The sequence below is a fragment of the Streptomyces sp. NBC_01264 genome, assembly GCF_026340675.1.
GTDB lineage: Bacteria > Actinomycetota > Actinomycetes > Streptomycetales > Streptomycetaceae > Streptomyces.
Map to the genome: position 1 here is coordinate 80,367 of NZ_JAPEOX010000007.1, position 21,976 is coordinate 102,342.

At 66.2% G+C, this 21,976-nt stretch carries 20 protein-coding genes and 5 pseudogenes; 19 read left to right on the top strand and 6 right to left on the bottom strand.

Going from position 1 to position 21,976, the window contains the following annotated elements:
* Window positions 1-753 precede the first annotated feature (753 nt).
* The 10 genes and pseudogenes from OG435_RS49060 to OG435_RS49105 all read left to right on the top strand — a co-directional run bounded on the left by OG435_RS49060 (window position 754) and on the right by OG435_RS49105 (window position 10,521).
* Window positions 754-1,539, top strand: coding sequence for a hypothetical protein (locus OG435_RS49060; RefSeq protein WP_266888326.1), 786 nt, complete (start codon window positions 754-756; stop codon window positions 1,537-1,539).
* A gap of 884 nt (window positions 1,540-2,423) precedes the next feature.
* Window positions 2,424-2,975 carry a hypothetical protein gene (locus OG435_RS49065; RefSeq protein WP_266888328.1) on the top strand — a complete coding sequence of 184 codons (552 nt, stop codon included), beginning with the start codon at window positions 2,424-2,426 and terminating at the stop codon, window positions 2,973-2,975.
* A 247-nt stretch (window positions 2,976-3,222) separates the two neighbouring features.
* Window positions 3,223-3,942, top strand: a complete 720-nt coding sequence (locus OG435_RS49070; RefSeq protein ID WP_266888330.1) for an IS6 family transposase — start codon at window positions 3,223-3,225, stop codon at window positions 3,940-3,942.
* A gap of 438 nt (window positions 3,943-4,380) precedes the next feature.
* Complete coding sequence (locus OG435_RS49075) at window positions 4,381-4,749, top strand: effector-associated constant component EACC1 (protein WP_266888332.1); 369 nt, start codon at window positions 4,381-4,383, stop codon at window positions 4,747-4,749.
* Between the two features lie 38 nt (window positions 4,750-4,787).
* A pseudogene (locus OG435_RS49080) lies at window positions 4,788-5,375 on the top strand (caspase, EACC1-associated type); the annotation flags it as partial.
* A 96-nt stretch (window positions 5,376-5,471) separates the two neighbouring features.
* Complete coding sequence (locus OG435_RS49085; protein WP_266888383.1) at window positions 5,472-6,950, top strand: GGDEF domain-containing protein; 1,479 nt, start codon at window positions 5,472-5,474, stop codon at window positions 6,948-6,950.
* A gap of 52 nt (window positions 6,951-7,002) precedes the next feature.
* Window positions 7,003-8,198 (top strand): IS3 family transposase gene (locus OG435_RS49090; protein ID WP_266874684.1). Its coding sequence is split into 2 segments (ribosomal slippage): window positions 7,003-7,282 and window positions 7,282-8,198, totalling 1,197 coding nucleotides; the frame shifts between segments, so codons are not numbered across the junction.
* Window positions 8,199-8,241: 43 nt separating this feature from the next.
* Window positions 8,242-8,910: pseudogene (locus OG435_RS49095) on the top strand (transposase); the annotation flags it as partial.
* Between the two features lie 920 nt (window positions 8,911-9,830).
* A complete protein-coding gene (locus OG435_RS49100; RefSeq protein WP_266888336.1) occupies window positions 9,831-10,127 on the top strand; it encodes a hypothetical protein in 297 nt (98 codons plus the stop codon).
* Window positions 10,128-10,212: 85 nt separating this feature from the next.
* Complete coding sequence (locus tag OG435_RS49105) at window positions 10,213-10,521, top strand: transposase (RefSeq protein WP_430625883.1); 309 nt, start codon at window positions 10,213-10,215, stop codon at window positions 10,519-10,521.
* Window positions 10,522-10,611: 90 nt separating this feature from the next.
* On the opposite strand, the gene OG435_RS49110 is transcribed toward OG435_RS49105, so the two are convergent.
* The 3 genes from OG435_RS49110 to OG435_RS49120 are packed head-to-tail and all read right to left on the bottom strand — an operon-like array spanning window position 10,612 to window position 11,866.
* Window positions 10,612-11,223 carry an IS630 family transposase gene (locus OG435_RS49110; protein WP_266887891.1) on the bottom strand — a complete coding sequence of 204 codons (612 nt, stop codon included), beginning with the start codon at window positions 11,221-11,223 and terminating at the stop codon, window positions 10,612-10,614.
* Window positions 11,127-11,663, bottom strand: coding sequence for a winged helix-turn-helix domain-containing protein (locus OG435_RS49115; RefSeq protein ID WP_266888355.1), 537 nt, complete (start codon window positions 11,661-11,663; stop codon window positions 11,127-11,129). The genes OG435_RS49110 and OG435_RS49115 overlap by 97 nt, the downstream gene beginning before the upstream one ends.
* The gene (locus tag OG435_RS49120) at window positions 11,636-11,866 is read right to left on the bottom strand and encodes a hypothetical protein (RefSeq protein ID WP_266888357.1); all 231 of its coding nucleotides are present in this window, start codon (window positions 11,864-11,866) and stop codon (window positions 11,636-11,638) included. The genes OG435_RS49115 and OG435_RS49120 overlap by 28 nt, the downstream gene beginning before the upstream one ends.
* Between OG435_RS49120 and OG435_RS50540 the strand changes: the two are divergent.
* From OG435_RS50540 to OG435_RS49145, 6 genes and pseudogenes are all read left to right on the top strand, one after another.
* Window positions 11,774-12,286, top strand: a pseudogene (locus OG435_RS50540) (IS3 family transposase); the annotation flags it as partial. The gene OG435_RS49120 and the pseudogene OG435_RS50540 sit on opposite strands and share 93 nt — an antisense overlap.
* A 145-nt stretch (window positions 12,287-12,431) precedes the next feature.
* Entirely contained in the window at window positions 12,432-13,688 is a 1,257-nt protein-coding gene (locus OG435_RS49125; protein WP_266874713.1) for an IS256 family transposase, read from the top strand.
* A gap of 24 nt (window positions 13,689-13,712) precedes the next feature.
* Window positions 13,713-13,967, top strand: a complete 255-nt coding sequence (locus OG435_RS49130; RefSeq protein ID WP_266888359.1) for an IS3 family transposase — start codon at window positions 13,713-13,715, stop codon at window positions 13,965-13,967.
* A 104-nt stretch (window positions 13,968-14,071) separates the two neighbouring features.
* Complete coding sequence (locus tag OG435_RS49135) at window positions 14,072-14,767, top strand: hypothetical protein (protein WP_266888361.1); 696 nt, start codon at window positions 14,072-14,074, stop codon at window positions 14,765-14,767.
* Window positions 14,768-15,275: 508 nt separating this feature from the next.
* On the top strand, window positions 15,276-15,500 hold the full coding sequence (locus tag OG435_RS49140; RefSeq protein ID WP_266888364.1) for a hypothetical protein: 225 nt from the start codon (window positions 15,276-15,278) through the stop codon (window positions 15,498-15,500).
* 489 nt (window positions 15,501-15,989) lie between these two features.
* Window positions 15,990-16,211 (top strand): IS3 family transposase, encoded by a 222-nt coding sequence (locus OG435_RS49145; RefSeq protein ID WP_266888367.1) that lies wholly within the window; start codon window positions 15,990-15,992, stop codon window positions 16,209-16,211.
* A gap of 250 nt (window positions 16,212-16,461) precedes the next feature.
* Here the strand turns inward: OG435_RS49145 and OG435_RS49150 are convergent, their stop codons facing one another.
* Window positions 16,462-16,767, bottom strand: coding sequence for a transposase (locus tag OG435_RS49150; RefSeq protein WP_266888369.1), 306 nt, complete (start codon window positions 16,765-16,767; stop codon window positions 16,462-16,464).
* Between the two features lie 694 nt (window positions 16,768-17,461).
* On the opposite strand from OG435_RS49150, the gene OG435_RS49155 reads away from it, so the two are divergent.
* Window positions 17,462-17,866, top strand: coding sequence for a rodlin (locus tag OG435_RS49155; protein WP_266888371.1), 405 nt, complete (start codon window positions 17,462-17,464; stop codon window positions 17,864-17,866).
* 164 nt (window positions 17,867-18,030) lie between these two features.
* Complete coding sequence (locus OG435_RS49160) at window positions 18,031-19,833, top strand: RNA-guided endonuclease TnpB family protein (protein WP_266888373.1); 1,803 nt, start codon at window positions 18,031-18,033, stop codon at window positions 19,831-19,833.
* Window positions 19,834-20,135: 302 nt separating this feature from the next.
* Here OG435_RS49160 and OG435_RS49165 read toward each other — a convergent pair.
* Window positions 20,136-20,363 (bottom strand): annotated as a pseudogene (locus OG435_RS49165) (IS6 family transposase); the annotation flags it as partial.
* A 68-nt stretch (window positions 20,364-20,431) separates the two neighbouring features.
* Here OG435_RS49165 and OG435_RS49170 point away from each other — a divergent pair.
* A pseudogene (locus OG435_RS49170) lies at window positions 20,432-21,004 on the top strand (IS6 family transposase); the annotation flags it as partial.
* Window positions 21,005-21,078: 74 nt separating this feature from the next.
* Here the strand turns inward: OG435_RS49170 and OG435_RS49175 are convergent.
* Window positions 21,079-21,792: an IS6 family transposase gene (locus OG435_RS49175; RefSeq protein ID WP_266887886.1), complete on the bottom strand. Its 714-nt coding sequence runs from the start codon at window positions 21,790-21,792 to the stop codon at window positions 21,079-21,081.
* Window positions 21,793-21,976 lie beyond the last annotated feature (184 nt).

Below are 21,976 nucleotides of genomic sequence, written 5' to 3' on the forward strand. Positions count from 1 at the left end.
CGCGGACCCAGACGTCCGGCACGCGACGACCGGCCCTGGCCGACGACGCCGCGGATGCCTCCGCGCGTTCATGGTGAGGGGAGCACCGTTGGTCGAGGCGCACATGATCCGGTGACCTGGAAGCTGGGACTGCCCCGACCTGCGCTGGGGAGGTTCTTGGGGAGGTTCCGGGCCCCGAGTGTACCCAGAGGAGCCCGAGGCGGTCGTCAGGACCAGTGCGGGCTCGTGACCTGCGGTGGGGAGGTTTCTGGTGAGGTTCGCTGCCGGGGTACGGCCGGGCGTGATGGGCTTGGGGTGGGCTGACGTGCCGGCGGCTGGGACCTGGCAGGACCGGGCCGCTTCGGCCGCCGGACGCGGTAGATGAGAGGAACCGTCCCAGCCCTCCTTAGGCGCGGGGCGCGCCGCCCGCGCCGAGCGCCCGCCTCGGGGGCCGCAGGACAGCCGCGGGCGCCCGTTCCCCGTCGGGGGGTACCACCGGGTCGGGGGCGGCGAGTTCGGCCGCCAGACGGCCGCGACGTGGTGGCCCGTCTAGGGCGGGGGCCAAGCGGGGTCCGGAGCCCAAGGGGCGGCGCTGCTCACTCATCCGCACATTCTCCCGCCGCACCCGGCGCTCCGGAGCAGCGGTTCCTGCCGAGCCCCCAGGTGGTCCGCCGGCCGCTTGTTCGCCGCCCTGGACGCGGGGGCCACCGGGCCGTCGGTCAGTGCTTCCGTACGCCCTGGTCGGGCACCGCCGGCGCGGGGACGATGGTGGGCATGGGCGAGCAAGACCAAGCCGAGGACGACGTCGCCGAACTGGAGCGGCCACCGCTGACCGGCGCGCGGGCCCGCGCGGTGACGGCGGGGCTGCGGGAGGCGATGGACGACGTCCGGCGTACGGTCGCGGTGCTCGCGGTCCGGGTCCGCGACGCGCACGCCGCCCGCGTCTGGCTCGCGCTCTCGCACCCTTCGTGGGAGGCGTACTGCGTGGGTGAGTTCGGGATCAGCCGCGCGCAGGCCTACCGGCTCCTCGATGTCGCCCGCGGCCTGGGGGCCATTCAGGCCGGGGTCGCCGCCGGCACCCTGGTGTCCCGCACGCGAGACAGCACCCCGGTCGCTGAAGCCGCGCTGGACTACGGGCTCTCCCAGCGGGCCCTTATCGCCGTCGCCGCCCGCAGCGGCGACATCACGGAACTGATCACGGGCCGCCTCGCCGCGCTCACCCGCGACGGCGCCCAGGACCTCGACGCGGCCACGGTGCGCGCCGTGGTCCACCAGGCCGTCCGCGACGTGCGCGCCACTCCACCCGAACCGCCGGATGCACCGCCGGCGGACACCGGAGTCGCCGAGTTGCGCCGGGTTGTCGACGACCTGGCGGCCAGCGCACTCACGATGGGCGAGCTGTTCCTCGAAGTCGCCCCGGCCTACCTCTCGGACGGCGCCGCCGCCGACGTCCTGGGGCCGCTGTGCGCCGCGATCGGCGAGGACCTCGACACGGGCCTCGCCACCCGCCGCTACGCCCTCACCGGAGATCGCCGCGCCTTGCACGGCACCGTCCTTTGACCGGAAACATGGGGGGAAGGATGGGGGGAAGTATCGGGGGAGGGATGGGGGGAAGTATCCGGGGAGGTATGGGGGGAAGGTGCACAGGCGACGGGTTTGTATTTTGCCTGCTGAGGGGCCGTTTTCCGGCTGGTGAGTGCGCGGACTTTCTTGTGTGGGTGTAGGGGGTTGGTTCGGGCGCGGGTGGCTGGGTCTGCGGGGGCGCAGGCCTGGGCGGCGACCTGGCTGTACGTGGCTCTCGGCGCGTGGGGGGTCATTCGTCGGGGTAGTCGGGGCTGCTGCCGCGGGCGGGCTCATGGGCGGGGCCACGGCTTCGCTGGTGGGGAAGCGGTCCTTTTGACCGAGGTGCGGATCGGGATTTGTTGGGCGGGACCGCTGGGGATTTGCGCTGCGAGATGCGGGGCCCTGTGTGGTCCTGCGGATCGCCCAGTTGGGCTTCGGGGCGGGAGCCGGCATGTTTCGGGCGGTAGTTGAGATCCGGCGGTAGCCGGGCCCTGCTGCGGAAGGCCATCGCGTCGGCACGTTGATATGCATGTGGCCGGCGCCCACTTCCGCGTGAGCGGGTGGCAAGGGCGCCGGCCGACCGAAGAACACACCGCGGGAGAACCCACATGCGTCTCGGGACCGAGCATAGCCTCCCGCGGGTCCGGGGACACCCCGGGTGGGCTCGAAGTGCGGTACATTTTTCAATCTGGTGCCGGAGCTCGCCGGCGCGCGCTTTTCATCAGGAGGTTGGGTTCGTGATCCGCGCTGGACGTACGGCTGTGGGGCGGGAGGAGCTCGCCGGTGTGCTGGGGATGAAGTGGGCTGCGTTCCGCCGGGCCAAACCATACGCCGAGGGCGGGTTTCCCTCGCCCGTAAGCTCCGAGGGAGCTCGGATCCTTTTGTGGGACCTGGAGCAGGTGGAGGCCTACCGGGACGGGCGCCCGCAGCCGTCCATCACGACGGGCGACCATGAGCAGGACCTGCTCGACCGGCGCGAAGCGGCAGCACTCCTCGGGGTGAAACCGCGGAGCGTGGACAGCTACAAGACCGATGCCGGCCTCGCCGAGCACGTTGTGGTCGTCGGCGGCGCCGAGCACTGGCCGCGAGCCGTCCTGCTCGCCTACTCGGCCGGCCGCGGTGTCATGAGCTCCCCTAGTGGCCGGCCGAAGGGTTCGGGCGACATGGTTCCCCGTGACCTGCTCCCCAGCCGTATCGCCGAACTCCTCGACGCCGAGCCCGCGGTGACGACGGCCCGCCTGGTGGAGGTCCTCGGCATCTCAGTACCTACGGCGCAGCGTCACCTGGTGCAGGAACGTGCCGCGCGCATCGTTGCGTTGATGCGTACGGAGCCGGACCTCGCCGCCGAGGCGGCGGCGCAGCGGCTGGGCTATCCGGCAGCAGTCCGGAGGGGGGCCGTGAAGGCCGCTCAAGAGCTCGTTGAGGCCCCGTAGCGCCAGGCCTGCCGAAATTTCCCTTGAGGGGGCCGCAGCCGTCCGGCTGTTGGCCCCCTCAAGGCATTTCAGCCCCGCGTGGGGCGGGCCTGGCGGGTCCGCCGCCGGCGGGCCGCGGGCTGGGGTGGCAGGCGCAAAACGCAGGGGTCGCGCGCTGCGCGCGCAGAATACCCCTGCGGGCACTGTCACCTTGTTCGGCGGTCTGGGATGATCTTGGGGTTGTGGGTGTCCGGGTGGGGTGGGGTTCGTGTCGTCTGCGGTGCCGTCGTACAAGAATCACCGGTACCCGGTGGAGATCATTTCGCACTGTGTGTGGCTGTACTTCCGCTTCCCGCTCTCCTTCCGCGAGGTCGAGGAGATGATGCTCGAGCGGGGCGTGATCGTCTCCTACGAGACCATCCGCCGGTGGTGTCTGAAGTTCGGCCAGGCCTACGCGAACGCGCTGCGCCGACGGCGCCCGCAGCCCGGCGATAAATGGCATCTCGACGAGGTCTTCGTCAAGATCAACGGGGCGTCGAAGTACTTGTGGCGGGCCGTCGACCAGGACGGGAACGTCCTGGACATCCTGGTCCAGAATCGCCGTGACAAGGCTGCGGCCAGGCGTTTCTTCCGCCTGCTCCTCACCACGACCAGGCGAGTGCCGAGGGTGGTCGTCACGGACAAGCTGAAGTCGTACGGGGTTGCGCACCGGGAGGTGATGCCGTCGGTGGAGCACCGTGCGCACAAGGGGTTGAACAACCGGGCGGAGAACTCGCACCAGCCTACGAGGCAGCGGGAACGGGCGATGAAGGGGTTCCGCAGCCCAGGATCCGCGCAGCGGTTCCTGTCCGCGTTCACCGGGATCTCACCCCACTTCAGACCCCACCGCCACCTCATGACCGCCGGCCGCCACCGCTTCGAAATGAGCATCCGCTTCACGATCTGGAACCACATCACCGGAGCCGCCGGCATGCCCGCCACGGCCTGAACCACAGCCCCGCCCCGGCCCCACCACACCCTGACACACCATCAAACGATCATGCAGCCGACAACGTGACAAGGCCCTCCGGAGGGTCATCGCGGTGGGATGGCCGTGGGGCACGTGGGCTCACCTCCTGGAGTTGGTCATGGCGGCGACGAGTACGCCGGCGATCGTGAATACCAAGGCGACGCCACCCGTCGCTACCTAGAGCGGTCCAGCAAGCGATGGGTGTCTGACGGTTACGTACAAGAGCCCGGCGCCGATGACGGCCGTCAGGAGCAGGAACGTGAAGGTGCCTAGGGCCACGTGCAGCGCAGTCGTAGGTGCGCGGTGGCCGGTCAGGTTCGGGGGAGGGGCTCATCTCTCACGGTGGCCACGCTCCGGCACTCGGTGGATTATCCGATCAGAGTCCGCGCTGTAGGCGACGCACCCTATGCTTCCAGCATGTTGATCACCGTACATTCCCCGGGGTCCATAGCTGAGGTTGAGCTCCGCTCCCTCGCCGCCTGGTTGGAGGCCGATCGCTCCGTGCGTCGCCACGTACGGACTGAGCTCACCAGCGGTCTGCCACGAGTGCCCGGGCAACAGGGCGATGGCATCGACATTCTTTCCATCGTCCTCAGCAGCGGTTTCAGCACAGCAGCGCTCTCCGCTTCCATCGCCTCCTGGCGCGCAACCAGAGCGCAGGCGCCCACCATCACAGTGCAGCGCGCCAATGGTGCACGGGTCGAGATCCGCGGAGTGATCACAAGCGAGACGGAGGCCGTCGTGCGCCGGCTCCTGGAGGACGAGCAGACGGAACCTTCCTCTTGACGAGGTTGCCCGATCCGAAGGGAACCCGGGTCCTTCTCGTGGGCGCCAGCTCGTTCACCTCCTTGGACGACCTGCCAGCCGTGGACGCCAATCTCACCCTTTTGCGCGAACACTTCACTCAGGTGTGGAACCTCCCTGCTGCACATTGCACGGTGGTGGGAGACCCGCCCCTGCCACGTGATGTCTCCCGGGCGGTCCAAGAAGCGGGCGAGGCGGCGACTGACACCCTGCTCGTCTACTACGCCGGCCACGGCCTGATTGAGCCGCGGACGGGGAAGCTGCATCTTGCCGTTGAGTCCACTGACCCAGCATCCGTGCACGATACGGCGACCCCCTACGACTGGATCCGCTGGTCCGTAGAGGAGTGCCGTGCCCTGCGTCGGATTGTTGTACTCGACTGCTGCTATAGCGCCCGAGCTTTCGGTGTGCAGTCCGCCGCGGCGGCATTGGAAGTCGACGGTACCTACCTTCTGGCCGCAGCAGCCGAGACGGCAGTTGCTCTGTCGCCGCCGGGTGAACCGCTAACGGCCTTCACGGGAGAATGGCTCACTCTGATGGAGCAGGGCGTCCCCGGAGAAGGCGAGTTTCTAGACCTGGATACCATTTTTACCCGCCTGCGCACCCGGCTTGTTACGAGCAATCGCCCTGAACCGCATCGGCTGTGCCGCAACCAGCTGGGGCAGGCGCCATTCATCCGTAACGCCGCCTACATACCACGTTCGATGCCCAAGGCGTCGGGCCGCGCAGATCACGTCGATCGAGTGATCGCGGAACTGTCTGTCGCGCGCAGTCTTGCGGACACCCTTCAGGCCGTCGGGGACGGTGCTCTGGCTGGCCTCGGCTTCGGTCTGGCTGCAGTGAATATTGTGCGTCCCGACGGTGACCTTGTCGTTGCAGCCTTCTCCGGTGACCCTGATATTGAAAGCCGAATCGCCGGCCGCGTCGGGCCCCGCGCTGCCTGGGAAAGCCGACTCTCCCTGGGCGCGGATTGGGATGGAGTATGCTACGTACCGCATTCCGCAGGGTCGCTGGCCGACGATGGCATTCCCGAGTGGCGCCAGGATCAGACGGTAGCTGACTACGAAGGCACCTGGCACCCCGACGACCGCGTCTACGCTCCGATGTACGCCTCAGGCGTTGGCCCAGAACTGATCGGGGTTATCTCGCTGGATAGGCCACAGAATGGCGGCGCACCCGATGCCGACAGCATGAGCGACGTGCGAAAATACGCTTACCATTCTGCACTCGCCATAACTCAGGCAAGGCTGCGCGCCAACATGCAACGGGCTCTCGTCAAGCTGGAGCGTGAGCAGCAGGCGCTCCGTGCCAGTGAGGAGTCCTTCCGGGGAGCCTTCGAGTACGCGCCGTCGGGCATGGCCATCTCCGAGATGGGAGGCGATCAGCACGGGCGCTTCCTGCGAACCAACGACTTCCTATGCCAACTGCTCGGCCGCCCTGCCTCCACGCTCCGTCGCTATGCCTTCTCCGACCTCGTCCACCCGGAGGACATACCTACCCTTCTCGGTGTTTCCGCAGAGGGTGGGCGCGCCGAGTTGCGTCTGGGGCGTCGCGACGGAACGTACGTCTGGGTATCGATGCGCAACTCGGTCGTCGCAGAGAGTTCTGATGGCCCTCGCTTTCTTCTCACCCATGTCGAGGACATAGAGGTGCGAAAGCAACACGAGCTTGCACTACTTTGGCGGGCAAGCATGGACGACCTCACCGGACTTCTCGTGGAGTCGGAACTGCGTTCCCGACTCAACCAGCAGCTGTGCGCCGACGGGACCCTGGAACGCGAGCGCTCTGCCGCCCTGGTGAGCTCCACCGGCGGTCCCAGTCCCGACCCGGTCGCAGTACACCGGCACAGAGTGCCTCCGACGGAAGGACAGCCCACGCTCGCGGTTTTGCGCTTCGGACTTGACGATTTCAAGGCATACAACACGACCCATGGGCGGGCCGCTGGAGACGCCGCGCTCCGCGAGATCGCGGCCCGGTTTCGAGGCGCGCTGGCCGATTGGGGCCGCGAACATGCCGTCGGCCGCGTACGCGGGGACGAGTTTGTTGTGCTTGCCGCGGACCTGGACAAGAAGCAGGCACAAGCCCTCACTGCCCGCCTTCACAAGACCTGCCGACAGTCGCTTGTCCATGAGCGTTCCGGTGGGCGTTGGAAGTCCACTATGACCAGCGTCGTGTACTGGTGAGGTGCCCCGAAGTTCTCGGACAGGGGCCCAATAGGGTTGTCCTGTCAAGGGAATGAGGAAGCACGAAGTGGCACCGCCCAGCAAGTACACCCCGGAGTTCCGCGAGGAAGCAGTCCAGATCGCGCTCCGCTCCAGCAAGACCGTCTCGGAGACAGCCCGAGAGCTTGAATTGAACCCGGAGACACTCCGGGGCTGGGTGAAAAAGTTCCAGAAACGGCGTGAGCCGGCCGCTGACGCTGAGCTGACGGTGAGTGAACGCGCCCGGTTGAAGGAACTCGAACGCCGCATTCGCGAAGTCGAGATGGAGAACGCCTTCCTGAAAAAATGCGCGGCGTACTTCGCGAAGGATCCCCGGTAGCACGCAAGTACGAGTTCATCGAAACGATGCGACTCGACACCGCGGAGTACGTATTTTCTGTCGAGTTCATGTGTGAGCGGCTCGACGTGTCCAAGTCCGGCTACTACGACTGGCGACGCCGTCCTGATTCTGCGACGGCTCAGCGGCGCGAGGAATTGAAACTGCTCGTCAAGAAAGCCTTCGAGGTGTCCGACAGTACGTACGGATACCGGCGCATCCGCGCCCAGCTGGCGCGCTGGGGGCACGCCGCCGGCCTGGAGCTCGTGCGCCAGCTCATGCGTGAACTGGGCCTGATGCCCTGCCAGCCCCGCCCGAAGCGGTTCAGCCTGACCCAGGCTGCGGCGGGCGCAGTGCCCGACCTCGTCGGCCGGAACTTCACCGCCGACACCCCGGGTGAAAAGCTCGTCGGAGACATAACCTACATTCCGACTGGCGAGGGCTGGCTTTATCTCGCGACGGTCATCGACTGCTGCACGAAGGAAGTCATCGGGTATGCGATGGACGACCACTACCAGACGCCTTTGATATCCCGGGCCATACGCAACGCAGCCCGCAACAGGAAGCTCACCAAGGGGGCAATTTTTCACTCCGATCGCGGAAGTAACTATATGTCAGCCGAGTTCGGGAAGGCGCTGAACCGGCTCGGCCTCCGCAGATCGTCTGGGCGCACCGGGATCTGTTTCGACAACGCGATGGCCGAATCGTTCTTCGGAACTCTGAAGAACGAGCGTGTCTCACGTGTGACTTACCTGACCCTCGAGGCCGCCCGGCAGGACATCACTCGCTACATCGAATTCTGGTACAATCGCAAACGCCTTCACTCGGCTGTCGGTTACCGGCCTCCGCAGGAAGTCCACGCCGAGTATGCAAGGTTGCGAATAGCCGCGTGAAATGAACGGTCAGATCCCTGTCCGAAAAACGCGAGGCCCCTCAACCTCCCGCGATCCGGACTACGCGGCCAAGAAGGCCCGAGTCGAGCACCTCTACGCGATCGCCGACGGCGAGGTCATACCCGAGGACGGCGAGCCCGAAGTCGTCTTCTGCATGGACGAGTTCGGCCCACTCAACCTGATGCCCCACCCCGGCCGCCAGTGGGCCGAGCGCGGCGGCAAGCACAAGGACCCCGACCGCGAACCACGCCGCAGACGGCGGGCGACCTACAACCGCTACGGCGGAGTACGACACCTGTTCGCAGCCCTCGACCTGACCAAAGACAAGCTCTACGGCCACATCAAACCCGTCAAGCGACGCACCCAGTTTCTGGAGTTCTGCCGCTACCTCCGCACCCTCTACCCGGCCCACGTCCGGATAGCGATCGTCTGCGACAACTTCTCACCACACCTGACCACCAAAAGGTGTCAGCGCGTCGGCACCTGGGCCGCGGCGAACAACGTTGAGATCGCCTACACCCCGACCAACTCCTCCTGGCTCAACCGCATCGAAGCCCAGTTCACCGCCCTGCGCTACTTCACCCTCGACGGCACCGACCACGCCGACCACAAAGAACAGGGCAGCATGATCCGCCGCTACATCATCTGGCGAAACCGCCACGCCGACGACCGACGTCTACGCGCCGTCGTCGACAGGGCAAACGTTGCCTGATACGGCACTAGCCCTTGATCACCAGGCTCTGAGCAGCGGGCCACGGAAGACCTCGGCACACCCTGACGCGCCATCAAACAATCACACCACCGACAACGTGACAGCGCCCCTCGGCCGGGTAGCGGTGATTCGCGTACGACGGAACCCCAGACGACACGAACCCCCACCCCACCCGGACACCCACAACCCGAAGATCATCCCAGACCGCCGAACAAGGTGACAGTGCCTTCAGGAAGGCCCGCCTACTGGCCCGGTCTGACTATTCCTCAGCAGCAGGCGGGTGAAACGGCACACTCCCGGTTCCATCCCTCATATATCCGTCAATACACGCATTGCTTGCCCCGTGCTGTATCACGTGTCCTGGGAGTGATTTCATGCGTGCGTCTCGACTGATCCGAGCCCGTTGGCTGGGCACATGCCTCCTCACCGGAACACTCGGAACCCTGGCACTAGGGACCCTCACGCCCGCAGTAGCAGCCCCGTCGCGTCCGGAGACGGGGGCGCCACGCGCAATCGCCGGACACCCGCCGAACCCCTGCGACCACACCCGCTACCTCGCCGCGGCTAACAACGACGAATGTCAAGACGGCCCCCCCCACGGCCCAGAAACACCGAAACCCTCTCACCACCATGAGCACCACAACGGACAATCAGGCCCTGCAGGCCCTGCAGGCCCTGCAGGGGCAGCCGGTCCCGCAGGTCCGGCAGGGGCAGCCGGTCCCGCAGGTCCGGCAGGGGCAGCCGGTCCCGCAGGCGCGGTCGGTCCCGTGGGACCGCCAGGGGCAAATGGAGAGTCAGGCGCTACCGGAGCCACCGGCCCCGCCGGAGTGGCAGGAGCAACCGGGGCCCCAGGCCCGGCCGGAGCCCAGGGCCCAGCAGGCGAGACCGGAGCGACGGGTGCCACGGGAGCGACCGGACCCATGGGCAGCACCGGGCCCGCCGGACCCGTCCGCACGCATGTCGTCGATGGAGAGGTGAAGAATATCGACCCTTCGGGAGGTTTCTACTTCGCAAACGCCCAGTGCCTTCCCGGAGAGACCATCGTCAGCGGAATGAACAACTTCGCAGGCGGGTTGCCCAACGACTACTCTGAAAACGCCAACCCCGACCATCCCATCCCCGCGCTCCGCGAATATCGGGTGAGCGGAAACTATCCGTCGGTACCGCTCACCGTGGCACGATCGATCCAGGCGCGTGTGATCTGCGCGATTCCCTAACCTCTACCGGGGGTCTTGAGGTTCCCCCGGGATGCGGAGAGTGTTGACATCGGGTCAGATGGGACTCATGAGAGGACCAGTGGCCATGGCTGCACCCCGGATATACTCGCTCGAGTTGCGTGAGCGTGCGGTACGGATGTATCGCACCGCGGAGCCGAAGCCCCAGATCAAGAAGCTGGCTGTCGACTTCGGCGTGCATCCCGAGGCCCTGCGCGGGTGGATCCGCCAGGCGGAGGCGGATGCCGGCGAACGCGATGACCGGCTCACCACCGACGAACGCGCCGAGCTCGCGGCCCTGCGCAAGGAGAATGTCCAGCTCAAGCGGGCCAACGACGTACTGCGGACGGCCTCGGCGTTTTTCGCGGCGCAACTCGACCCGACCCGGCCCAGGTGACGGCGCTCGTTGACGAGCACCCGTGCCTGGGAGTCGAGTGCGTACTTCGGGAACTGCACATCCCCTCCTCCACCTACTACTGATCTTTGACTACGGGCTTGATGCGGGTGGGGTGAGTTCGAGGCCGGTCCCGGCCAGGAATCCGATGAGGAGTTCGGGGTGGCGCTGGATGTAGCGCAGGGCCCTCTTCACGGCTCGGTGGAGTTCGCTAATCGAACGGAAGGCCCGGTTCGCGATCTTCTCCTTGGCGTGCGCCCAGAGGAGTTCGACGGGGTTCAGCTCGGGTGCGTAGGAGGGCATCTGGATGATCGTGAGCCAGTCCTGTCGCTGTGCGTACTGTTTCACGTGTTTGCTGATGTGGCTGGAGTAGTTGTCCCAGACGAGGGTGACCGGGCCGTCCAGCCGGCGGTGGAGCAGGGCGAGGAAGCGTGGGAAGTCCTTCTTCGTGTAGCCGCCCGACGGCTTGACCGCATAGATCATCCGGGGCTCCGTGCCCTCCTTGAAGCAGATCCACGCGACCATGCTGATCTTGTCGTTGCGTTTCCCGGACAGCCGTAGCACCGGGGTCTGCCCGGCCTTGCCCCAGGTGCGGCGGATGGGCCCGTTCAGCCAGGCTCCGGCCTCGTCCTCGAAGCAGACCCACCCGCCTGTGGCTGTGACCTGCGCGGATGGGAGGCCGCCGGCCACGTCTCCGTGCGCCATGCGGCAATCGCCTCCTCGCTACGCTCCACGGCCCGCACCTTCGGCACCTGCCACGACCAGCCCAGACGGTCCAACAGCCGCCACACCCCGGAGACCTCGTAGCGGACCTTGAACCGCTCCTCGATCAGGACCCCGACCCGGGCCAGGGTCCACCGCTGATCCTCCCAGCCGTACGCCGTCGGCCCCGCCCGCAGAAGACCCTCCAGCTCCCGCTCCTGCTCCGCGCTCAGATACGAACTGCCGCCCGGCCCCCTGGACAGCAGGGCCCGACGGCCGCCCTCAGCCCAGGCCAGCCGCCACAGGCTGACCGCCTGCGGCGTCACCCCGAGCATCTGGGCGACCTTGCTCTGCCGCATCCCCTGTTCGAATAAATCAGCCGCCTGCAAACGTCGCCGCTCCAAATCAACTGGGCTCAACGACGCACGAGTTCGAGTCCCCATACACCCGGCATACCGAACCTGCCCAGATCATCAAACACGGCATCAAAGATCAGTACCGCTGGCGCCGTGCAGAGGCCGAGCCGTGCGAGCGAAGGCGCCGTGACGTCGAGCTGACCGAGCGGATCAAAGAGATCCACGCGGATTCCGGCGGCAACTACGGCTCGCCGCGGGTACACGCCGTCCTCAAGCGTGAGGGTGTCCACGTGGGCCGCAAGCGGGTCGAGCGCCTGATGCGCGAGGCCGACATCGCGGGGGTCAGCCCACGGCGCAAGGGCTTCACGCGCCGGGACCCGAAGGCCACCCTGGCCCCGGACCTGGTCAACAGGGACTTCACCGCACCGGCTCCGAACCGGTTGTGGGTCACCGACCTCACCATGATCTCCACCGGTGAGGGGCCTCTGTGGCTCTCGGCGATCCGCGACGCCTTCTCCCGCCGGGTGGTCGCCTGGGAGACTTCCGCCCGCGCGGACGCCGACCTGGTGCTGACCACCCTGGAGTACGCCCTCGCGTCCCGCGAGGTCGAGCCCGGCCAGCTGATTCATCACGCGGACCACGGCTGTCAATACACGTCTATCAAGCTCACAACCCGGCTAATGAGAGCTGGAGTTGAAGCGTCCATGGGCTCGAATCGGCGGAGCAATGCTCGGAACCTGTGGATCGGCCTGGGGCGGGGTGCCTCGTGGGATGCGGAGGGCGTACCTTCCCGGGTGATCGACTCATGGTCACCGAATGGGCCCGCGTTCGAGCGCGGGTCGGGAAGGCACGCCCGTGCTCAGCGTAGTCAACGAAGACGGCACCACCGAGTCTGGTATCTCTCTGATCGACGAGATCGTCCGGGAGGGCGCCCGGCGGATGCTCGCGGCAGCCCTGGAGGCCGAGGTCGAGCAGTACATAGCCGAGCTCGCTGGCCAGCACGACGAGCGGGGCCGGAGGCTGGTGGTCCGCAACGGCCGTCACCGGCCCCGGTCGGTGACCACGGCCGCGGGACCGGTCGAGGTGGCCGCGCCGCGTGTGAACGACAAACGAGTCGACGCTGGGACCGGCGAGCGGGAACGGTTCTCCTCGAAGATCCTCGCGCCGTGGTGCCGGAAGTCCCCGAAGGTCAGCGAGGTCCTGCCCCTGCTCTACCTCCACGGCCTGTCCTCGGGTGACTTCGTGCCCGCACTCGAGCAGTTCCTCGGCGGCACGGCCGGCCTGTCACCGGCGACGGTGACCCGGCTGACGAAGCAGTGGACAGCAGATCATGCCGTCTTCCAGCGCCGTGACCTGGCGGAAACCGATTACGTCTATGTGTGGGCCGACGGCATCCACCCCAAGATCCGTCTGTCCCAGACCCATTCGTGCCTGCTGGTCTTGATGGGCGTCCGCGTCGACGGCACCAAGGAGCTGATCGCGATCGCCGAGGGGCTGAGGGAGTCCACCGAGTCCTGGGCGGATCTGCTGCGGGACTGCCGCCGGCGCGGCATGCGCGACCCGGTCCTGGTCACCGGCGACGGGGCAATGGGGCTGTGGCGGGCCCTGGCGGAGGTGTTCCCCGCCGCCCGCCATCAGAGGTGCTGGGTTCACAAAACCCGCAATGTCATGAACGCGCTGCCGAAATCCGCGCAGCCCGGCGCGAGGAAAGCCCTCCAGGAAATCTACAACGCCGAGGACCGCACCCACGCCCAGAAGGCGGTCACCGCGTTCGAGAAGACGTACGGGGCGAAGTGGCCGAAGGCGGTGAAGAAGATCACCGGCGAGGTCGACGAGCTGCTGGCGTTCTACGACTTCCCCGCCGAGCACTGGATCCACCTGCGGACCACGAACCCCATCGAATCAACGTTCTCCACAGTCAAGCTCCGGACCAAGGTCACCCGCGGCGCCGGCAGCCCCACCGCCGCCCTCGCCATGGTCTTCAAGCTCGTGGAATCCGCCCAGGCCCGCTGGCGCGCGGTCACCGCACCCCACCTCGTCGCCCTCGTCCGAGCCGGCAACCGCTTCGAGAACGGTCACCTCGTCGATCAGGACGAGACCCTCGCGGCATGAACCACCTCAGCTGATCCACAACTCTTGACTATTGCTCCGATCGGCGACTCATACGATAACGCTCTCGCGGAGAACCTCTGGATGCTCATCAAAACCGAGGGCCTCCGTGGCCGGACCTTCACCACCCGGGCTGAGGCGAACCTCGCGCTCTTCGAGTACATCGATGGCTTCTACAACTCCCGTCGCATCCAGGAACGGCTCGGCTTCCTCAGCCCGATCGAGTACGAAGAGAAGCCTCTCGACTTTCGTAGTTTTCGCAGGGCCGCCTGGCGAGTGTGACTGCCGAGGTTCGGCTCCTGGGTGGTTGGTGTTGGCCGTAGGCTGCGGCTGTGGATGATTCGCTTGTTGCGCGGGTGCGATTGCTTGATCAGCAGGGTCGGTCGGTGAAGACGATCGCCAGGGCTGTGGGGATGAGTGCCGGAGATGTTGTCGGGGTGCTGAATGACGCGGCGGCGGTCTTGGGGCCGGGTCGGGGTGAGCCTCGTTGCTGGGTGAACGCCGGCTGGAGCCGCAGTGTGGATCTTGGGGGTGCGCCGCGGTGGGCGGGCCTTGATCCTGGGGCTGCCGACGCGGAGGAGGTACGCGGCCTGGTCGCGGTACTCGTCGCCGCGGACAGCGCGCGCTCTACGAAAGCGCAGGTAGCGGGGTTCCTGCTGGACGTGTGGTGTCTGGGGGTGAAGAACGTGCATGCTCCGGAGCCGATGAGTGAGAGTCGCCTGGCCGGGCACCGGGGGCTGTACTTCAGTGCCTTCGAGGGGCATGTGCAGATTCCGGCCGACCTCGCCCGCGCTCTGGTGTTCGGGGCCTCCGCCTACGCGGGCGACCTCGGGTTCGAACCCGAGGGGGAGCTCGCCGAGGAGTTCAAGGATGCTGCCGTGCTGCTCGGCGAGCCTGTGGACCCCAGCCCGATCGGCTTCGGCAGGGACGGCAAGCCCTTCTTCGTCAACGGCCCCTACGACGATCCCGAGGCGGTTGTGCGGACGCTACGGCGCACGGTCGGCGACGACGGTTTCCACTTCGAGATCGCCTTCCCCGAGCAGCCTTCAGGGCGACGTCGCCTGTTCGGGCCGCGCCGGTAGCGATCGGCGCGCTGGAGCCGAACAATGCGCGCTCCACCCAGGCGGGTGACGGGTCGGCTGTTCGCGCCCACGGCGAGCTGGGGCATCGGCAGCATCGGCTTGTGGCGACCACGCCCGGGGAGGGGAAGCCGATGCCCGCGAGTCCGGTGGTGCCCGCGTCGCTACTGGCGGTGCTGGGGAAGCTGCGCGTGTTCACTGCGCCGGGGTTCACGACGTTCACCGCGATGGTGACGGGCCTGGTCGCGCAGACCGGGGTTGGCACGGTGACCGGGATGCTGACCGGGGCGGGCCTGGCCCGGGCATGGCCGCACGACCGGGCCCATGCCTTCTTCTCCCGGACCCGCTGGAACGTCGACATCCTGGGGATCGTGCTGGCCCACCTGATCGTCAGAACGCTACTGCCGCACGGTGACGGCGGCGCGGCGATCACGGTCGCGGTCGACACGGCAGGGCCCTGCGCCACCTGCCCGAGGCGATCACCCTCACCACCCGGCTGCCAGCCAGCGCCGTGCTGTTCGACCTCGCACCACCGCCGACCGGGAAGCGCGGCCGCCCCCGCCTCAAGGGCGCCAGGCTCGGCACACCCGCCGAACTCGCGGAGACCGCCACCTTCACCACCACGCCCGTCGCCCGGTACGGCCGCACCGACCATGTCCACATCGCCGACGTCCGCTGCCTTTGGTACGGCTCCCTCCACACCCAGACCGTCCGTATCATCCTGATCCGCGACTAGGACACCACCACCGGCTACAACCTGGCCCTGGTCACCACCGACCTCGCCACCCCGGCCGCGGCGCTGGTCACCCGATACGCCTGGCGGTGGTCCATCGAGACCACCTTCGCCGAGGCCCGCACCCTGCTCGGCGTCGGACAGGCCCGCAACCGCACACAGAACGCGGTCCGCCGCACCGTCCCGTTCGGCCTGTACTGCTACTCGATCACCGTCGTCTGGTACGCGTTGCACGGCCATCATCCCAGCGACGTCGCCGACCACCGGGCACGGGCCCCCTGGTACACCACCAAGACCAACCCGTCCTTCGCCGACATGCTCGCCAAGCTCCGCCGAGTGATCATCGCCGCCCGTTTTCTCCCCATCACCCCAGGCCAGCCAACAGGCTCCGAAATCCAGGCCGTCCACCAAGCCTGGGCCCAAGCAGGCCTCCAACACACAGCCTGATCACACCAGCCCCACGAGATCAGCGAAAGTCGAGGAAGCCTCTGGATGCTCATCAAAACCGAGGGCCTCCGTGGCCGGACCTTCACCACCCGGGCTGAGGCGAACCTCGCGCTCTTCGAGTACATCGATGGCTTCTACAACTCCCGTCGCATCCAGGAACGGCTCGGCTTCCTCAGCCCGATCGAGTACGAAGAGAAGCACTACGCCAACCAGGCGACGGCCGAACCAGCGAACCTGAACACCCGTCAACCCCTCCTGACCAGCTAATCAGCAACTCCCGAACAACGGGGGAACCTCACCACCGGCTACCGCACCGAAATGATCATCCGCTTCGCCATCTGGGACCAGATCACCGCCACCGCAGGCCTGCCCGCGGCCACCTGAAACAGACACCACTACCACGGCCAGACACGTCCCGAACCAGAAGATGCCCCCGAGAATCACTCAACCTGACAACGCCCGCAGAGCCGCTTCACGCCGTGACGGCGCTGGTGATCGTCAACGAACTGGTAGCGGTTCACCAGCGCGTCTCCGTCGCGAAATACCGGGCCGCCTTGCGGAGAATGTCCCGTTCTTCCTCGAGCTCGCGGATCCTCTTGCGGGCGGCGGCCAGCTCCGCCTGAACGGCGTCGCCGACGGCCTGCGAGGCGGCCGGCGGTGCGGAGTGGGCGCCAGGTCGGCGGCCGTCGGCGGCCCGGATCCAGTTCCTCAGCGTCTCGGTGTTCACCCCGAGATCAGCGGCGACCGACTTGATCGTCGCTCCCGGCCTCGACCGGTACAACGCGACCGCGTCCGCCTTGAACTCGGCGGGATAGTGCTTCATCCCCACAGGGACTCCGTTCTCCTGGACCATCAAGATCCAAGTGTCTCCGGTGTCCAAAACCTGGGGTCAAGGTCCATCCGCACAGCTCCGTCACGGAACTCCGCGTCATAGCTACGTCGCTTCCCCACCCTCAACTCCTTATCGGGTCACGACTCCACGCTACGAGGGGAAGCACAGCCCCACCGGCACCTGATGACCGCCGGCGGCCACCGCTTCGAGATGATGATCCGCTTCACCGTCTGGAACCAGATCACCGGCAACACGAGCCTGCTTGCCGCGGCCTGAATTACGCCCTCTACCAGGCCCTGGCACACCCTGACGCGCAATCAAACGATCACGCCGCCGACAACGTGACAGTGCCCTGCCAAGCCCACCAGAGGGCCGAAGCCGCATAGAAGAGGACTCTACGTTTCCATGGGATTGACACGGTACCGCTTCGAGATGAACGTCCGCTTCACCGCCTGGAACCAGATCACCGGCAACACGAGCCTGCCCGCCGCGGCCTGAACCAGCCTCGTCCAGACCCAGGCACACCCTGACGCACCATCAAACGATCATGCCGCCGGCAACGTGACAATGCCCCCAAGAGAGCAACCGCCCTGCTGTTGGGGTGACAGCACGTAACTTCGGCTCGGTCAGGTAGTTAACAGTGCAGTCCGCACCGGCGCGGATGCCAACAAAGTTAAGGACAGGTATGTTCAAGAAGATCCTTGCGTCGTCCGCAGTGGCCGTTTCAGCCCTGGGAATGGGCGCGGCCATGGCTCCGCAGGCCATGGCTCTCAACAATGACTCCACGGGTGCGGTGAACGGCAACGGGGCGTCCCAGACCTACGGCAACATGGCGACCCATGGTGACATGAGCCCTCAGATCGGTCTCATTCAAGGGTCCCTGAACAAGCCCTGTCTCGCGCTGCCTGCCAAGGCCAACCTCGGCTCCCTCGTCGGTCTTGTCCCGATTGCGGTCCAGGACATCCCGATTCTGTCGGCCCCCCAGACCCAGACGTGTGTGGAGAACTCCAGCCAGAACAAGGGTGACGAGCCGCTCTCGCACATCCTGGATGAGATCCCGATCCTGTCCGCCAACGGAGCAGCCAACTAGTCGTTCCATGCGTAACCATGGCCCGGCGAATTGAGTCGGTGCCGTCGGGGGGGGCTTGCGTAAAACACGCAAGCCCCCCTTCAACATGGGTTTCGGCCTCCTTGTCGGCTGGGTAAACCCAACCCTTTGCCGTCACCCCTGCGGCTTTGAAGGAGACCTGTTTCATGCCTGCCCTTGAGGTAACGCGCAGTTTCCAGTTCGCCCTGGCCCCCACAGAGTTGCAGCGGGAGGGTTTCCTGAAGTCCGCCGGCGCATGCCGTTGGGCCTACAACTACGCTCTCGAGAAGAAAACACGATCTCATCAAGCTTGGGTCTCCCGGCGTGACGCGCTGCTGGCTAATGGCCTGACCAAAGAACAGTGGAAGGCTCAGATGCGCGATGAGGCCGCAGACCTGAAGGCCTCATGTGCTGCCTGGGATCACCACCGCAGGGCTCTCATCAGCATGGCGCGAGCAGCCGGACCGAAAGTGTCGCCTTTGCCGCAGGAGCCGAATGAACTTGTGGCGCAACTAGCACGTGAACGTGAGGAAGCCCGGCCGGGAGGTTCAGGAGAAGAGTACGCCCGCGCCTTGTCCAGGGCACGTCGGATGGTGGCGCGTCTTAAGGCGGAGCTCTTTGTGCGGGGGGACCAGATTCCCAATCAGCACGACATGGCAGCCATATGGCGTACCGAGCGGGACCTTCCCAAGGAGGAGGGGGGTACCCCGTGGTGGAATGAGGTCAACGTTTTCTCCTTCACATCCGGTTTTGACCGTGCTCAGGCGGCCTGGAACAACTGGATGAATTCGGCCAGAGGCCAGCGCGGCGGGCGCAGGGTAGGCTATCCCCGCTACAAGAAGAAGGGCCGCTGTCTAGACAGCTTCACTCTCTACCACGATGTACAGAAGCCCAGGATCAGACTCGACGGGTACAGGCACCTGATCATCCCCACGAGCGGCCGGGTCCGTATCCATGGCTCTTCCAGACGCCTTGCCCGTCTCATCGCTGGCGGGGAGGCGCGCGTCCAGTCAGTCACTATTACTAGGCGTGCTCACCGTTGGTATGCCAGTGTCTCCTGCAGGATCATCCAGCCGTCTTCTGCGAAGCAGACCGTCCGCCAGCGCGTCGGGGGCACAGTGGGCGTGGATCTCGGCTCGCGATATTTGGCTGTTCTCTCCCATGGCCCCGTGAGGAGGAGCGATGTGGGCAATTTCATCCCCCATCCCGAGCACCTTACGCGAAGCCTTCCGCGCATCAACCGCATCAACCGACGTCTGAACCGCACACAGTCAGGTTCTCGGCGAGCCAGGCTGCTGTCTGCCCAGCTGGCCACAGAGCAGCACTTGGTGGCCCTGCGGCGAGCCGGAACACTTCACGGAATCACCAAGACGCTCGCCCAGTCGTACTCCTGTATCGCCATCGAAGATTTCGATCTGGTGAGCCTTGTGTCCTCGGTAAAGGGAAGCCGCTCCCGACCTGGCGTCAAAGTGAAGGTGAAATCCTATTTCAACCGCCGCCTCTTGGATGCGTCCCTCGGAGAGTTTCGTCGTCAACTCGCCTATAAATGTGCGCAGTATGGGTCCCAGCTGATCACGCTCGACCGCGGTGAACCGGTAGCCACCACATGCTCCCGCTGTGGTGAACGGAACCTGAATGCCAAGCCGTTCCGGGAAAGGTTCACCTGCTCGGCCTGCAGTTACACCACGTGTCGCCATGAGAACGCAGCGGCTTGCATTTTCCTGGCCGCTCGGCGTAAAATCTCCATCGTCGCCTCGGGTAGCGGGGAGACGGAAAACGCTCGCAGAGCTTTGGTAAGTCCTCGAATCCCACGGGAATCGAGGCTCACGGCGATGAAGCGAGAAGACACGAGAGTGCCACCCCCGGCGAGTGATCACCGGGTACCCATTGGCCAAGAGACGCGCCAGCCGGTGCTTCTTCCAAGGCCTGCAGGGCAACCACAGCAGTGCGCCGTGAATCCAGCACTGTAGATGACGAAAATGGTAGGTATTCAGAGGGTCGTGATCGAGATCGCTGTCGGGCGATGTGACAGCTGGCGGGTGAGTGCGGCAGGGCCACGTCGTCCCCACGGTCTACGCCTACGCCGAAGTGCGGCGAGACGGCACCCGGTTCCGTGTGGCGGAGGGTCCGAGGATTTTCTACGGGGCGAAGCTGCGGTTGCAGATCAAGTTGCCCCGCGATGGCATCGGTCCGGGCGGCCTTGTCACGTTGTCGGCGGCCTGATCGTTTGATGGTGGGTCAGGGTGTGGTGGGGCCGGGGCGGGGTTGTGGTTCAGGCCGTGGCGGGCAGGCCGGCGACGCCGGTGATGTGGTTCCAGATGGTGAAGCGGACGGTCATCTCGAAGCGGTACGGGCCGGCACTCATTAGGTGGCGGTGGGGCCGGAAGTGGGGTGAGATCCCGGTGAACGCGGACAGGAACCGCTGCGCTCCGCCCGGGCTGCGGAACCCTTTCATCGCGCGTTCCTGTTGCCTGGTGGGCTGGTGGGAGTTCTCTGCCCGGCCTTGTCACGTTGTCGGGGCAGGGTGAGATGATCTTCGGGTTGTCCGTCCGGTGAGGGGTGGGGTTCGTGTCGTCCAGCACGCCGTCGTATGCGAATCACCGTTACCCGGTGGAGATCATTTCGCACTGTGTGTGGCTGTACTTCCGCTTCCCCCTCAGCTTCCGTGAGGTGGAGGAGATGATGCTCGAGCGGGGCGTGATCGTCTCGTACGAGAGCATCCGCCGGTGGTGTCTGAAGTTCGGCCAGGCCTACGCCAACGCGCTGCGCCGCAGGCGCCCGCAGCCCGGCGACAAGTGGCATCTCGACGAGGTGTTCATCAAGATCGGCGGGAAGCAGAAGTACTTGTGGCGGGCCGTCGATGCCGACGGAAACGTCCTGGACATCCTGGTCCAGAGCCGGCGTGACAAGGCTGCGGCCAGGCGTTTCTTCCGTCGGCTCCTCACCTCCACCGGGCAGGTACCCCGGGTGGTCGTGACCGACAAGCTGAGGTCGTACGGGGCAGCGCACCGGGAAGTGATGCCCTCCGTGGAGCACCGTGCCCACAAGGGCTTGAACAACCGGGCCGAGAACTCCCACCAGCCAACGAGGCAGCGGGAACGCGCGATGAAAGGGTTCCGCAGCCCGGGTGGGGCGCAACGGCGTTGTCAGGTTGAGTGATTCTCGGGGGCATCTTCTGGTTCGGGACGTGTCTGGCCGTGGTAGTGGTGTCTGTTTCAGGTGGCCGCGGGCAGGCCTGCGGTGGCGGTGATCTGGTCCCAGATGGCGAAGCGGGTGATCATTTCGGTGCGGTAGCCGGTGGCGGTGAGGAGGTGGCGTCGGGGTCTGAAGTGGGGTGAGATGCCGCTGAACGCGGCCAGGAACCGTTGGGCTGCGCCGACGGAACGGAACCCCTTCATCGCGCGTTCCCGCTGCCTCGTCGGCTGATGTGAGTTCTCGGCCCGGTTGTTGAGTCCCTTGTGGGAGCGGTGGTCCACCGAGGGCATCACCATGCGGTGGGCGGCTCCGTAGGAGCGGAGCTTGTCGGTGATGATCACTCTGGGCACCGAGCGGGTCTTCTTCATCAGTTTCCGGAGGAAACGCCTGGCCGCGGCCTCGTCGCGGCGGTTCTGCAGCAGGATGTCGAGGACGTTCCCGTCCTGGTCGACGGCACGCCACAAGTACTTCTGCACCTTGTTGATCTTGACGAAGACCTCGTCCAGGTGCCATTTGTCGCCCGGCTGCGGGCGGCGCCGGCGCAGCGCGCCGGCGTAGGCGGGGCCGAACCGGCGGGTCCACTGGTGGACCGTCTCGTAAGACACCTCGACGCCCCGCTCGAGCATCAGCTCCTCGACCTCACGCAGACTCAGACCGAAGCGGTGGTACAGCCACACGCAGTGGCTGATGATCTCCGGCGGGAAGCGGAAACCCCGGTACGACACCGTCTCCACGAGCAGCCCCTCCAGCAACCCCGACCAGACAGATGATCATCCCACCGAGCGACACCCCCACTCAACCTGACAACGCCGGAACGCGCGATGAAGGGGTTCCGTTCCGTCGGCGCAGCCCAACGGTTCCTGGCCGCGTTCAGCGGCATCTCACCCGGATCTCACCCCACTTCCGGCCCCACCGGCA

Coding starts and splice junctions, on each gene's coding strand:
- OG435_RS49150 (WP_266888369.1), bottom strand. CDS start 16,767: ATGAAGCACTATCCCGCCGAGTTCAAGGCGGACGCGGTCGCGTTGTAC.
- OG435_RS49155 (WP_266888371.1), top strand. CDS start 17,462: ATGTTCAAGAAGATCCTTGCGTCGTCCGCAGTGGCCGTTTCAGCCCTG.
- OG435_RS49085 (WP_266888383.1), top strand. CDS start 5,472: ATGCCCAAGGCGTCGGGCCGCGCAGATCACGTCGATCGAGTGATCGCG.
- OG435_RS49075 (WP_266888332.1), top strand. CDS start 4,381: ATGTTGATCACCGTACATTCCCCGGGGTCCATAGCTGAGGTTGAGCTC.
- OG435_RS49110 (WP_266887891.1), bottom strand. CDS start 11,223: ATGGCGCACGGAGACGTGGCCGGCGGCCTCCCATCCGCGCAGGTCACA.
- OG435_RS49145 (WP_266888367.1), top strand. CDS start 15,990: ATGCTCATCAAAACCGAGGGCCTCCGTGGCCGGACCTTCACCACCCGG.
- OG435_RS49105 (WP_430625883.1), top strand. CDS start 10,213: ATGGCTGCACCCCGGATATACTCGCTCGAGTTGCGTGAGCGTGCGGTA.
- OG435_RS49060 (WP_266888326.1), top strand. CDS start 754: ATGGGCGAGCAAGACCAAGCCGAGGACGACGTCGCCGAACTGGAGCGG.
- OG435_RS49115 (WP_266888355.1), bottom strand. CDS start 11,663: ATGGGGACTCGAACTCGTGCGTCGTTGAGCCCAGTTGATTTGGAGCGG.
- OG435_RS49100 (WP_266888336.1), top strand. CDS start 9,831: ATGGGCAGCACCGGGCCCGCCGGACCCGTCCGCACGCATGTCGTCGAT.
- OG435_RS49160 (WP_266888373.1), top strand. CDS start 18,031: ATGCCTGCCCTTGAGGTAACGCGCAGTTTCCAGTTCGCCCTGGCCCCC.